Origin of the sequence: Corynebacterium sp. KPL2850 (assembly GCF_040225855.1) — a bacterium.
Classification (GTDB): domain Bacteria; phylum Actinomycetota; class Actinomycetes; order Mycobacteriales; family Mycobacteriaceae; genus Corynebacterium.
Window position 1 is genome coordinate 40,625 of sequence record NZ_JBEHFV010000001.1, and the last position, 11,724, is coordinate 52,348.

At 60.1% G+C, this 11,724-nt stretch carries 12 protein-coding genes; 9 read left to right on the forward strand and 3 right to left on the reverse strand.

Annotated elements, in window-relative coordinates:
* The first annotated feature begins 52 nt into the window (after positions 1-52).
* Positions 53-1,471: a pyruvate kinase gene (pyk, locus tag ABRP93_RS00210; protein WP_349886496.1), complete on the forward strand. Its 1,419-nt coding sequence runs from the start codon at positions 53-55 to the stop codon at positions 1,469-1,471.
* 70 nt (positions 1,472-1,541) lie between these two features.
* Here the strand turns inward: pyk and ABRP93_RS00215 are convergent, their stop codons facing one another.
* Positions 1,542-2,744: an amidohydrolase gene (locus tag ABRP93_RS00215; RefSeq protein ID WP_349886427.1), complete on the reverse strand. Its 1,203-nt coding sequence runs from the start codon at positions 2,742-2,744 to the stop codon at positions 1,542-1,544.
* A 36-nt stretch (positions 2,745-2,780) separates the two neighbouring features.
* Here ABRP93_RS00215 and ABRP93_RS00220 point away from each other — a divergent pair, with 36 nt between their 5' ends.
* Positions 2,781-3,179: a hypothetical protein gene (locus tag ABRP93_RS00220; protein WP_023022961.1), complete on the forward strand. Its 399-nt coding sequence runs from the start codon at positions 2,781-2,783 to the stop codon at positions 3,177-3,179.
* Here ABRP93_RS00220 and ABRP93_RS00225 read toward each other — a convergent pair.
* Positions 3,176-4,261: a glycerate kinase gene (locus tag ABRP93_RS00225; RefSeq protein ID WP_023022960.1), complete on the reverse strand. Its 1,086-nt coding sequence runs from the start codon at positions 4,259-4,261 to the stop codon at positions 3,176-3,178. The two genes, ABRP93_RS00220 and ABRP93_RS00225, sit on opposite strands and share 4 nt — an antisense overlap.
* A gap of 201 nt (positions 4,262-4,462) precedes the next feature.
* Here ABRP93_RS00225 and gdhA point away from each other — a divergent pair, with 201 nt between their 5' ends.
* Positions 4,463-5,809 (forward strand): NADP-specific glutamate dehydrogenase, encoded by a 1,347-nt coding sequence (gene gdhA, locus ABRP93_RS00230; protein WP_349886428.1) that lies wholly within the window; start codon positions 4,463-4,465, stop codon positions 5,807-5,809.
* Between the two features lie 239 nt (positions 5,810-6,048).
* A complete protein-coding gene (locus tag ABRP93_RS00235; protein ID WP_034659126.1) occupies positions 6,049-6,828 on the forward strand; it encodes an SPFH domain-containing protein in 780 nt (259 codons plus the stop codon).
* A gap of 101 nt (positions 6,829-6,929) precedes the next feature.
* On the opposite strand, the gene ABRP93_RS00240 is transcribed toward ABRP93_RS00235, so the two are convergent.
* A complete protein-coding gene (locus tag ABRP93_RS00240) occupies positions 6,930-7,547 on the reverse strand; it encodes a hypothetical protein (protein ID WP_023022954.1) in 618 nt (205 codons plus the stop codon).
* A gap of 150 nt (positions 7,548-7,697) precedes the next feature.
* Between ABRP93_RS00240 and ABRP93_RS00245 the strand changes: the two genes are divergently transcribed.
* From ABRP93_RS00245 to ABRP93_RS00265, 5 genes are read left to right on the forward strand one after another with little or no spacing between them, the layout of a single operon-like run.
* Positions 7,698-8,246, forward strand: coding sequence for a YceD family protein (locus ABRP93_RS00245; protein ID WP_284771424.1), 549 nt, complete (start codon positions 7,698-7,700; stop codon positions 8,244-8,246).
* Positions 8,243-9,013 (forward strand): ribonuclease III, encoded by a 771-nt coding sequence (rnc, locus tag ABRP93_RS00250; RefSeq protein WP_023022950.1) that lies wholly within the window; start codon positions 8,243-8,245, stop codon positions 9,011-9,013. Before ABRP93_RS00245 ends, rnc begins: the two co-directional genes overlap by 4 nt.
* Positions 9,014-9,016: 3 nt before the next feature.
* The gene (gene mutM / locus ABRP93_RS00255) at positions 9,017-9,832 is read left to right on the forward strand and encodes a bifunctional DNA-formamidopyrimidine glycosylase/DNA-(apurinic or apyrimidinic site) lyase (RefSeq protein ID WP_023022948.1); all 816 of its coding nucleotides are present in this window, start codon (positions 9,017-9,019) and stop codon (positions 9,830-9,832) included.
* Positions 9,833-9,885: 53 nt separating this feature from the next.
* Entirely contained in the window at positions 9,886-11,388 is a 1,503-nt protein-coding gene (locus ABRP93_RS00260) for an alanine/glycine:cation symporter family protein (RefSeq protein WP_023022946.1), read from the forward strand.
* Positions 11,389-11,418: 30 nt separating this feature from the next.
* The gene (locus ABRP93_RS00265; protein WP_023022945.1) at positions 11,419-11,697 is read left to right on the forward strand and encodes an acylphosphatase; all 279 of its coding nucleotides are present in this window, start codon (positions 11,419-11,421) and stop codon (positions 11,695-11,697) included.
* Positions 11,698-11,724 lie beyond the last annotated feature (27 nt).

Sequence of the window (11,724 nt, forward strand, 5' to 3'; positions counted from 1 at the left end):
AGGGAGTAGGTTGGGGGTTGTTCAATTTCCCCGATGGAATAGGCCAATAATGCTGGATAGAAGAACCAAAATTGTCTGTACTCTCGGCCCCGCGGTAGCTAGCGGGGACGGAATTTTGCGCCTTGTAGAAGACGGCATGAACGTCGCGCGTCTTAACATGTCGCACGGCGAGCATGCGGACCACGAAGCCAATTACAAGTGGGTCCGCGACGCCACCGAAAAGACCGGCCGGAACGTAGGTATCCTGGCCGATCTCCAGGGCCCCAAGATTCGCCTCGGCCGCTTTAAGAACGGCGAAGAGCAGTGGGATAACGGTGAAATCGTCCGCATCACCGTAGACGACGTAGAAGGCACCCACGACCGCGTATCCACCACCTACAAGGGCTTGGCAGAAGACGCCAAGCCGGGCGATCGCTTGCTTATCGATGACGGCAAGGTCGCCGTGGTCTGCAAGGAAGTAGACGGCAATGACGTGGTGTGCGAGGTTACCGAGGGCGGCCCCGTATCCAATAACAAGGGCGTGTCCCTGCCCGGCATGAGCATTTCGGTGCCGGCACTGTCTGAGAAGGACATCAAGGACCTGCGCTTTGCCCTGCAGCTCGGTGTGGACTACATCGCGCTGTCCTTCGTGCGTTCGCCTGCCGATGTCGACAAGGTCCACGAGATCATGGACGAGGAAGGCCGCCGCGTGCCGGTCATTGCCAAGCTGGAAAAGCCCGAGGCCGTCGATGCCCTCGAGTCCATCATCTTGGCCTTCGACGCAGTGATGATTGCCCGCGGTGACTTGGGCGTTGAGGTTCCGCTGGAAGAGGTGCCGCTATTCCAGAAGCGCGCTATCCAGATTTCCCGCGAGAACGCAAAGCCGGTCATCGTGGCCACCCAGATGCTGGATTCCATGATCGAGAACTCCCGCCCGACCCGTGCGGAGGCTTCCGACGTGGCCAACGCCGTGCTCGACGGCGCCGATGCGGTAATGCTGTCCGGCGAGACCTCCGTGGGCGCGGATCCGCACAACGTGGTGCGGACGATGTCGCGCATCGTCAAGCGCTCCGAGACCGATGGCCAGGTCCCGCCGCTGGCGCACGTCCCGCGTACCAAGCGCGGCGTGATGTCCTATTCCGCCCGCGATATTGCAGAGCGGCTGAACGCCAAGGCCATTGTTGCCTTTACCTCTTCCGGCGATACCGCAAAGCGCGTTGCTCGCCTGCACTCTGACCTACCACTGCTGGTATTCACCCCGCATGAAGATGTGCGCTCCCAGCTGGCGCTGACCTGGGGTGCGGAGACCTTCTTGAGCCCCGACGTCAAGTCCACGGATGAGATGATGGAGGCCATCGATAAGTACCTGCTGGACTTGGACGAGTACGACGAGAATGACTTGGTCGTCGTCGTTGCAGGTACCCCTCCGGGAATCTCCGGCAATACCAACATGATTCAGTGCCACATTTTGGGAGAAACCATCAAGGACTAGCGCACTGAAAAAGCCGCCGCGCCCCCACACTCCAGTGAAGAGGGGACGCGGCGGATTTTTTTATGTTGAGTTAAGCGCCCAGATACGCCAGCACCGCCGCATGGGCGGCCTGGGTAGAGGCCTTGACCGTGGGCTCGTAATCCGGCAGGAAGTTGGCCTGGTGGTTGACTGGGGGATCTGCCAACTCGGATTCCGGGGTGCACCCTACGTGCCAAAAGACGTACGGCACGCCCCATGCCTGCGGAAGGTAACAGAAGTCTTCAGAAGCGGTCGAGGGCGAGGCGGTAACGGATTCTTCCCCGAAGGTGGCCGTAAAGACCTCGTCGATGGGCGAATACGCGGCGGCGTCGTTATCGGTGACCTCGCCGTGCGCGTAGTACTCAAAGGTGGGGTCTTTTTCGCAGCCTGAGGCCATGCACTCGGCTTTCACCATGCGCTCGAGAGAGGCATAGACCTTTTCCGCCAAGGCTGGATCATAGAAGCGGGTATTGAGCACGAGCTCGGCGGAATCCGGGATGATGTTGTTTTTATCGCCGGAATGTAGCTCGCCTACGGAGATGACGAAGAACTCGTGCGGGGCTACCTCGCGGCCGACGATGGCCTGGAGCCGGGTGACGATCATCGCCGCGGTATAGGTCGGGTCGATGGAATTATGCGGCATGGAGGCGTGGGCGGACTTGCCAAAGATGCGAATGCGCAGGGAGTCGCAGCCCGCCATGATGGGGCCGGCCGTATGGCGAACGGTGCCGGCACGACCGGGCATGACGTGTTGGCCTAAGCAAATATCGGGGCGTGGCACGCGCTCGGTGAGGTTATCGGCGATCATGTATTTCGCACCCATGGATGATTCCTCCGCTGGCTGGAACAGGGCGAGGAAGGTGCCGGACCAGGTATCGCGGGAGGCATCGAGAAGCGCATAGGCACCGAGTAGGGCCGTGGTGTGCATATCGTGCCCGCAGGCGTGCATGTAGTCATTGGTCGAGGAATACTCCACGCCGGTGGCCTCCTTGACCGGCAGGGCATCGAAATCGGCGCGCATGAGCGCGGTGGGGCCATCGCCGTTGCGGAAAATGGCGACCATGCCATGCCCGCCAATGTTTTCTTCTACCTCGCAATCAAACTCCGCTAACTTGGCGCGGATGCGCGCCGCGGTGCGTTCCTCCTCGTGGGAAAGCTCGGGGTGGCGGTGCAGATCTTCGTAAAAATCCCGCTGCCACGCCAGGTCAGTATCCGCAGTGTGGACCACGGAAGCGATGTTTGTGGAATAAGACATAGTTTTCATCCCTTTGGTTAGGGTAGGGTCAGCTATATGCCGACTATTCAATTCGATGTATTGGTTCCAGATGAGCAAGCGGACCGCGTGGAGGAAATTTTTACCACTGCCACCGATAAGCTGGTAGCGGGCGGATCGCTTACCTCCGCCGAGGTTACTCGCCCAGCAGATCCCCGATTCCCTGAGGGGCTGGAGGAACAGCTGCAGCAAAATTACCGCGATGAACATGAAGAGCGCGATTTGGAAGGCGCACACGCACACCGCTATAACATCGCGGTGGAGGGGGCGACCGGATCCGTGAACCAGCTGGCTATGGTGTTGTCGCGTTTGCTCACGCCGCACGCCGTATTGCCCAAGGATCACGTGCTATTAGAAGATGAATTAGCGCATGAGCGCCCCGCCATCTTTCCGTGGACGGTCGAGATTCGCCCTTAGCCCAGCTGCTTGACGATGTCCCGGGCGGCCCTAGCCAGCTGCTCCGGCATTCCACCTTCTTGGTCTAGCTCCGCGGTGAAGTGCTCGGTGTCCCGGTTGATGGCCCCGGCAATGATGCCGACGGGGGTAGAGGTCTCCGCCGCCAAGTCCGCAACGGTGCCGGCGACCTTGCCGGTTAAGGATTGCTCATCAAAGGCGCCTTCGCCGGTGATGACGAGGTCCGCCTGAGAAATGGCTTCTGGGAGGCCGAGGGCCTTCGCCACATGGGCCCCGCCAGAAACGACGCGGGCGTGCTCATCGGTGCCCCACAGAGTACGCGAAAGCCAAGTAAGGCCGATGGGAATGCCGCCGGCGGCACCGGTAAATTCCGTTTCCGGATCCGTGCCGGTGACCTTGCACATTTGGAGAAGTGCCCCGGCAAGCAGGGCTACTTGTTCGCCTTCCGCGCCCTTTTGGGGTCCGTACATGGTGGCAGCCTGCATGGCCATAGCCCGGGTATCGGCCAAGAGCGTGAAATCAACCATGCCCGCTTTGATATTTAATTGCGCGGTATCGATGGAATCGAGCTGCACCAGCGGGGCACCGCCCTTGGGTAGGGCATAGCCGCGTTTGTCGTGGGCGGCGGCGCCAAGGGCTGCAAGGATGCCCATGCCGCCGTCGATGCTGGCCGTGCCGCCAAGGCCGAGCACGATGGAGGTGGCGCCGCGGGATTGGGCATCGGCAAGCAGCACGCCCGTGCCATAAGAATCCGCGTGGAGGGGATCGAGGGCGTCGCGGACCGCGGGCAGCCCGGTGGCGGCGGCGACGTCGATGAATGCCGTGTGCCCAGCAAGGAAATACTGCGCCTCGGTCAAGCGCCCCACCGCATCCGTCGTGGGCAGGGTAATGGTTTGAGTTTCTTGCCCGCCCGCCGCGGCGGCCTGGGCCAGCACCTGGGCGGTGCCTTCGCCGCCATCGGCCATGGGCAAGGTGGTGACGGTGGCGTTGGGGTAGTGCTGGCGGATCCCGTTGGCGATTCCGGCTGCGGCTTCCGTGGCGGAAGCGGTACCTTTAAAAGAGTCTGGCGCGACAACAATATGCATGCCCGCGATTATAAAGCCCGCGACCCGTGCGGCGGCTTTTTACTAGGAATCCGAACGTTCTACAGAAAATATTTACCTTTATCGTCGCAGGTAAAAGCGGATAAGCGGGGGAGTGAGAAATAATTGTACTTGCATTATCGGTAGATTGATAGGAAACTGGTTCCTGCTAGTCAAACTCCACGAGAATGGGATTTATACACTATGTCTGTTGATAGCCAGGTTTCTGAGTACTACGACAAGCTACTCAAGCGTAACGCCGGCGAGCCGGAATTCCACCAGGCGGTGTCCGAGGTGCTGGATTCCCTCAAGATCGTCCTGGATAAGGACCCACACTACGCAGACTACGGTCTGGTTGAGCGCCTGTGCGAGCCGGAGCGCCAGCTCATCTTCCGCGTCCCATGGGTTGATGACAACGGCGAGGTGCAGGTCAACCGCGGCTTCCGTGTGCAGTTCAACTCCGCGCTCGGCCCGTACAAGGGTGGTCTGCGTTTCCACCCCTCGGTAAACTTGGGCATTATTAAGTTCTTGGGCTTTGAGCAGATCTTTAAGAACTCCCTGACCGGCCTGCCCATCGGTGGCGGCAAGGGTGGCTCCGACTTTGACCCGAAGGGCAAGTCTGAGCAGGAAGTTATGCGCTTCTGCCAGTCCTTTATGACCGAGCTGCACCGCCACATCGGTGAGTACCGCGACGTTCCTGCCGGCGATATCGGCGTCGGCGGCCGCGAAATCGGCTTCCTCTTCGGCCAGTTCCGCCGCCTGACCACCCAGCACGAGTCCGGCGTCCTGACCGGTAAGGGCCTGACCTGGGGCGGTTCCTTGGTACGTACCGAGGCGACCGGTTTCGGTGCCGTCTACATCACCGAAGAAATGATGAAGACCCACGGCGAGTCCTTCGATGGCGCCAAGGTCATCGTGTCCGGCTCCGGTAACGTTGCCATCTACGCCGCCGCAAAGGCACAGGAATTGGGCGCTACCGTCGTCGCAATGTCTGACTCCTCCGGCTACATCACCACCCCGAATGGCGTAGACGTTGACCTGCTTCGCGATGTCAAGGAAGTTCGCCGCGAGCGCATCTCCACCTACGCCAAGGAAGCTGGCAACGGCGTGGAGTTCCACGAGGGTGGCAACATCTGGGATGTGCAGGCTGACGTTGCACTGCCGTGTGCAACCCAGAACGAGCTCGATGGCGAATCCGCTAAGAAGCTCGTCGAGGGCGGCGTTCGCTACGTTGCAGAGGGCGCTAACATGCCGTCTACCCCGGATGCAGTACACGTATTCCAGGACTCCAAGATCAACTTCGCCCCCGGCAAGGCTGCCAACGCCGGTGGTGTGGCAACCTCCGCACTGGAGATGCAGCAGAACGCTTCCCGCGACTCTTGGTCCTTCGAGTACACCGATGACCGCCTGCGTGGCATCATGAGCAACATCTTCAAGAACATCGACAACACGGCCAAGGAATACGACCGTGAAGGCGATTACGTGGCTGGCTCCAATATCGCCGGCTTCAAGAAGGTGGCTGACGCCATGCTGGCACAGGGCGTTATCTAAACTCCCATAAACCACGGCTCCCCATTTCTCCGTACTCGCGGAGAGGTGGGGAGTTTCTGCATTGCTGCGAGGATACGGCGGCCGTGTGCGCCAGTGCCGCGGGTATGTGGAGGGAAAATAGGTTAAACGAACACGGGAAGCGAATCGAACTCGGAGAGCTTTAGCCTTCCTTGCCCCGGCCTGAGAACCCAAGGCGCGCCCTCCACACAATGGAGGTCCTGCGTTGTAGAATTCCCAGCATGTACCGTGTCTTTGAATCCCTTGATGAATTAGTTCAGCATTTGGAGCAGGCTTCTGGCTTTCCCATGACCTCCAATTGCTTGGTCCCCCGCCATGAGATGCTGGCGCTTCTCGATGACCTACGCAACGCGCTACCTGTAGAAATCGACGATGCGCAGGACGTTTTAGACAAGCAAGACGAGATTATCCGCGGCGCCGAAGAGCGCGCGGATAACACCATTAATGAGGCGTCTGCGGAGGCCACCGACATGGTGAATCAGGCGCGCCAAGAGGCCGATACCACGGTCGCGCAGGCAGAAGAACATGCCCAGCGGCTGGTGGCCGATGCTGAGGCGCGCGCTCAAAACACCGTGGAGCAAGCCCGGGCAGATGCAGACCGCACCATTGCTCAGGCCAACGAGGAATATGAACGCTCGGTGGCGGAAGGCCGCCAGGAACAAGAGCGGTTGGTCTCCGAGTCTGAAGTCGTCCGCCGCGCCAATGAAGAAGCCAACCGGATCGTGGAAACCGCATACACCGAATCTAACCGGCTGCGCACGGAATGCGATGACTTTGTAGATAGCAAGCTCAGCGAATTTGAAAGCTCTCTTAGCGGACTGCTGCGCACCGTAAACTCCGATCGTTCCGCCCTGCGCGGTGGGGCTGGCGTGCGCTCTCGCGGCGGCGATTACTTGCCTTCCCCTAACGCTGGGTCCTCCCGCGGTGGTGCTACCGGTGGTACCGGTGCTGCACGTTATGGCGCAGACGACGGCTACGATCGCCGTTATACCGAGCGCTAAAGGCTCAAGTTACAAGGCACGACGCTTAAAAAGTCCTGCTGCACGGGATATTCGCGAAAATCGCGTCACCGTGTAGCAGGACTTATTGTGCCTGTCGGAGGCTAGACCGAGCTGCGCGAGTTGGAGTAGCGCGGGGCGGGGGATGATGAGGGGGCATCGGCAAGCGTGGCCTCAGCAGCATTCGTAGCAGGGTGAGGGCGCTGGCTCTGGACCGCCACGAAGGCGACGATTCCCGCGCTGACCAAGCCGGGGAAGAGGAAGGTGACCAAGGCCGTAGTGAAGTAGGACGAGAGCGAGGTCACCGAACCGTTCATAAAGTCTTGAGGGAAGAACATCGCGCTAAGACTAATGACCGCGCCGGTGGTAAGGAACATGGCGCCGACGCTAAGCAACGCGCAGGCAAGGGCTTCGCGCGAGAGCCACGTGATGGCGGCGGCGCTGGCAGAAAATACAAGGGCGCCGGTAAGCACCGTGAGGTCGAGGCCGGAGGGGATGACCAAAATCGCGCCGGCGATAAGCCCGGCGCACATGCTGAGGATGAGGGCGGAGGAAAGGCGCAGGCCCTTGTCGCCGTAGATGCCAGAGTGGTTAGCCTTGGGCAGGCGATGGAGGACTGCCCCAGAGATGACTAAGAAGGTGGCGGGAAGGCAGCACAACACTCCGAATCTAGGAGCGATAGCGCTCAAATCTCCTGAGGCCGCGGCCAAGTTGTAAGTCATGCCTTCAGGCTAAGGCCGCCGCGGCCTGCAGGAAAGGGAAAACCGGCAAGCCATAGCGCTTTATGCCCGAACCTTCAGTTTCTTGCCAGAAAATGCGGTCGTGCCAGCAACTACGCGGAGTTTGCGAGGCAGGGTAGACTACCAACTGTTATGACATCTCCATTGAAGTTCGATGTGGGCGAATTATTAAACGCCCAAGGCGCTGACGCAATGCCGGAACAACGCACCCAGACGGGCCCTGCACCGGAAAGGATCGGCGTGGAAATGATCGCCATCCCCAAGGGCGAAGATCTCACCGTTGCCGCGACCCTGACCCCGTTGGGCTCAGGAGTGCTGGTTGATGCGGATATCTCCGGTGTCCTCACGGGCGAATGTGCGCGCTGCTTAAAAGAGCTCCACCCGCAGCTAGACCTGCACGTGACCCAGGTCTTCGCCGCCGATGAGTCCTTTGTCAGCGGCGACGAAGCCGAATCCGACGATGCCGGTTCGGGCGATGAAATCCCCGAAATCCAGGACGATGAACTGGATCTACTCCAGGCGGTTATCGATGAAGCAGGCCTGAATCTTCCCTTCGCCCCCGTCTGCGAAGACGGCTGCGATATCCAGACCCCCGAGGGCGTGACCACCGGAATCTCCGGGGAAGAAGAGGAAGAGGAAAAGATAGACCCGCGCTGGGCAGGTCTGGAGAAATTCCTATGAGCCGCAAGAAGAAGCTAACCGGGCAAGAGGCATGGGAGGCCACCTTTGCGGCGGTCGATCACACCCCGCTTTTGGAATCGCTCGGTGTTTCCCTTGAACCGGAAAACCTGCGCTTGGCGCTGACGCACCGTTCTTTTGCTAATGAAAACGGGCACCTGCCTAATAATGAGCGCCTCGAGTTCTTGGGCGATGCCGTCTTGGGTCTATCGGTGGCGGCGAAGCTATACGTGACGTATCCATCGCGCCCCGAATCCGATATCTCGAAGATGCGTGCGTCCATCGTCTCGCGCTATGGGCTTTCCGATATCGCGCGTGAAATCAACCTGGGCCCGCATATTCTGCTGGGCAAGGGCGAACAGTCCACCGGTGGGCGCGATAAGGATTCCATCCTTGCGGATACCACCGAGGCGATTTTCGGTGCCATTTATCGCGAGCACGGCTTTGAAACCGCCCGCGATGTGATCTTGCGCCTATTCGCGGAAAAGATCGATAATGCCTCCGTTAGTGGCCGCCACTTGGACTGGAAGACCACCTTGCAAGAGCTGTGCGCCGAGCTGAAGGCGCCCATGCCGGTCTATTCGGCTACCGCTACCGGCCCAGAACACGATCAAACCTTCAGCGCGGTTGCCACCGTCGCTGGGCTGACCGTGGGCCATGGGCAGGGCCATAATAAGAAATTAGCGGAGCAGCAGGCCGCGCAAGAGGCATGCCAAACCCTGCGCGAAACCCCGTTGCTGGTGCAAGGGACCGCCCATAAAGAAGTCTAACTAATGCCAGAATTGCCCGAAGTAGAATCGGTGCGCCGCGGGGTGGAAAGCTACGTCGTGGGCAAAGAGATTACGGCGGTAGACATTGCGCATCCGCGGGCGAACCGCGGCCAAGATGAACCGCTAGCGGGCCTTGTAGTGGGTAAGGAAATCGCAGCGGTCGCCCGTCGCGGCAAATTCATGTGGCTGGAATTCGTGGGGGAGGACCCGATGGATAGCCACCGCGACGTGCTTTTTATTCACTTAGGCATGTCGGGCCAACTGCGCATCGGCCCTACCGATTCGCCGCATCGCCGCATCACGGTAGGGCTCAGCGATGGCACCGAGCTGCACTTTGTGGATCAGCGCACCTTTGGATACTGGCTGTATGCGCCGTGGTCCACGATCTCGCATATCGGTTTGGACCCTCTGGAACCCGATTTTGATATCGCCAGCGCCGCGCGCCGCCTGCGGCAGAAGAAAACCGCGGTAAAGACGGCGCTATTGGATCAAACGTTGGTATCTGGCATTGGCAATATCTACGCCGATGAAGCGCTGTGGGCAGCGCGCATTTCACCGCGCAAGAAGGCTTCGGCACTGCGGCAGAAAGATGCCGTGGCGCTATTGGCCGCGGCACAGACCGTGATGTCTGCCGCCCTCAAAGCGGGGGGAACGAGCTTTGATTCTTTGTACGTCAACGTCAACGGTGAATCCGGCTATTTTGCGCGCTCGCTTGCGGCCTATGGCCGTGCTGGCCAGCCATGTTCCCGCTGCGGCTCGCTCATTGCGCGCTCCGTCATCGGGGGCCGCTCGAGCCATTATTGCCCCCACTGCCAATAGTGCTTTACCTGTGAGGTTCACGTTGTAGACCTTCAGGCAGTAAATTAATCCGCATGGAATTTCTCGAAAATGTCGTCACGACATTTAACGATGGCGTGTGGACATACATCCTGCCCTGGCTGCTCATTGGAGCGGGCCTTCTATTCGGTGCGCGCACCGCAGTGGTGCAGATCCGCAAGGTGCCCGATATGCTGCGCGCTGTGGTCGAGCGCCCCAAAACCGACGATGAGGATGAGGGCGCAGGAAGCGGGGGAATCTCCGCATTTAAGGCATTTACCATCTCTGCTGCCTCGCGCGTGGGCACCGGCAACGTGGCCGGCGTCGCGGTGGCCATTTCGCTGGGCGGTCCTGGTGCCGTCTTCTGGATGTGGATCATCGCCCTCCTCGGCGGCGCTACCGCCTTTGTGGAATCCACCTTGGCGCAGCTGTGGAAGGTCCGCAATGGCGATACGTACCGCGGCGGGCCGGCCTACTACATGAAGCGCGGGCTGGGCTGGGGCCCGCTCGGCGTTCTTTTCTCTATCGCCATCGTCTTTACCTTCGGCTTGGTCTATAACTCCTTCCAGACCAACGCCATCGCTGAGGCCGTGGCCTTTTCCTTCGGCCGCGAAGACGATGCCACCTTTGGCTCCATCATTGGCATCATCATCGCGATTGCCGCGGGCCTCATCATTTTTGGCGGCGTAAAGCGCATTGCCAATATCACCCAGGTGGTCGTTCCGTTTATGGCCCTGGCGTACCTGCTCATCGGCGGCTTCGTGGTCATTACGAACTTTGACAAGGTCCCGGGCATGCTGGGCGATATCATCGGCCACGCGCTCGGCTTTAAGGAAATCGCCGGCGCGAGCATCGGCGCCGCGATGATGAAGGGCATCCAGCGCGGCCTGTTTTCCAATGAGGCCGGCGAGGGTTCTGCCCCTAACGCGGCGGCTACCGCCACCGTCTCCCACCCGGTAAAGCAGGGCTTGGTGCAGACCTTGGGCGTGTACTTCGACACCATCGTGGTCTGTACCATTACCGCCTTCCTGATCCTGCTCGGCCCGGAAGTTGCCTACGGCGAAGAGGCCGAGGGCGTTTCCCTTACCCAGGCGGCCTTGTCCGCCGAGGTTGGCCACTGGGGCATTCACTTCGTCAGCTTCATCTTGTTCTTCCTGGCCTTTTCTTCCATCTTGGGCAATTACTACTTGGCAGAAGCCAACCTGGAATACCTCACCACCAATAAAACGGTGCTGAATATCTTCCGCCTTGTGGTGCTGTTCTTCGTCTGGTTCGGTGCCGTCGGCTCCTTGCCCTTGGTCTTCGCCCTGGCGGATACCGGTGCCGCGACGATGGTGATCCTGAATATCATCGCTATCGTCCCGCTATCCGGCGTGGCCATCCAATTGCTGAAGAACTTCAACGAGCAGCGCAGTAAGGGAGTCGATCCGGTCTTCCACCGCGATATGCTTCCGGATGTGCCCGGTGTGGAGTGCTGGGACGGCTCCGACCCCGTGACCCGCCGCAGCGATGCTGACCGCAGAATCTTGCGCGATCGCGGCGAGGCCGATCGCTATTAATATCGCTATTAATGAGGAAGGTGCAGTGACATGGAAAGAATGACCGCCTTTGTGCACGGCAACGTGCAAGGAGTGGGCTTTCGCTGGTGGACGCGCTCGCGCGCCCTGGAACTAGGCCTCGCTGGGCATGCAACCAACCTGGCAGATGGCCGCGTGCAGGTTGTTGCTGAGGGACCGCGCACCGAGTGCGAGAAGCTTTTGGAACTGTTGCAAGAGGAACCAAGCACCACCCGCCGTCCGGGTAGCGTCGATCTCGTGGTTGAGCAGTGGGCGGCTGCGAAGGGCGAAAGCGGCTTTGTGGAGCGCTAATAGCCAACCCAATGCTGGCTGCAACTC

What these genes read in the sequence shown, in the direction of transcription:
- ABRP93_RS00225 (WP_023022960.1), bottom strand. Translation starts at nt 4,261, where the DNA reads ATGCATATTGTTGTCGCGCCAGACTCTTTTAAAGGTACCGCTTCCGCC.
- ABRP93_RS00240 (WP_023022954.1), bottom strand. Translation starts at nt 7,547, where the DNA reads ATGACTTACAACTTGGCCGCGGCCTCAGGAGATTTGAGCGCTATCGCT.
- mutM (WP_023022948.1), top strand. Translation starts at nt 9,017, where the DNA reads ATGCCAGAATTGCCCGAAGTAGAATCGGTGCGCCGCGGGGTGGAAAGC.
- ABRP93_RS00265 (WP_023022945.1), top strand. Translation starts at nt 11,419, where the DNA reads ATGGAAAGAATGACCGCCTTTGTGCACGGCAACGTGCAAGGAGTGGGC.
- ABRP93_RS00220 (WP_023022961.1), top strand. Translation starts at nt 2,781, where the DNA reads ATGCCGACTATTCAATTCGATGTATTGGTTCCAGATGAGCAAGCGGAC.
- ABRP93_RS00215 (WP_349886427.1), bottom strand. Translation starts at nt 2,744, where the DNA reads ATGTCTTATTCCACAAACATCGCTTCCGTGGTCCACACTGCGGATACT.
- ABRP93_RS00260 (WP_023022946.1), top strand. Translation starts at nt 9,886, where the DNA reads ATGGAATTTCTCGAAAATGTCGTCACGACATTTAACGATGGCGTGTGG.
- rnc (WP_023022950.1), top strand. Translation starts at nt 8,243, where the DNA reads ATGAGCCGCAAGAAGAAGCTAACCGGGCAAGAGGCATGGGAGGCCACC.
- ABRP93_RS00245 (WP_284771424.1), top strand. Translation starts at nt 7,698, where the DNA reads ATGACATCTCCATTGAAGTTCGATGTGGGCGAATTATTAAACGCCCAA.
- gdhA (WP_349886428.1), top strand. Translation starts at nt 4,463, where the DNA reads ATGTCTGTTGATAGCCAGGTTTCTGAGTACTACGACAAGCTACTCAAG.
- ABRP93_RS00235 (WP_034659126.1), top strand. Translation starts at nt 6,049, where the DNA reads ATGTACCGTGTCTTTGAATCCCTTGATGAATTAGTTCAGCATTTGGAG.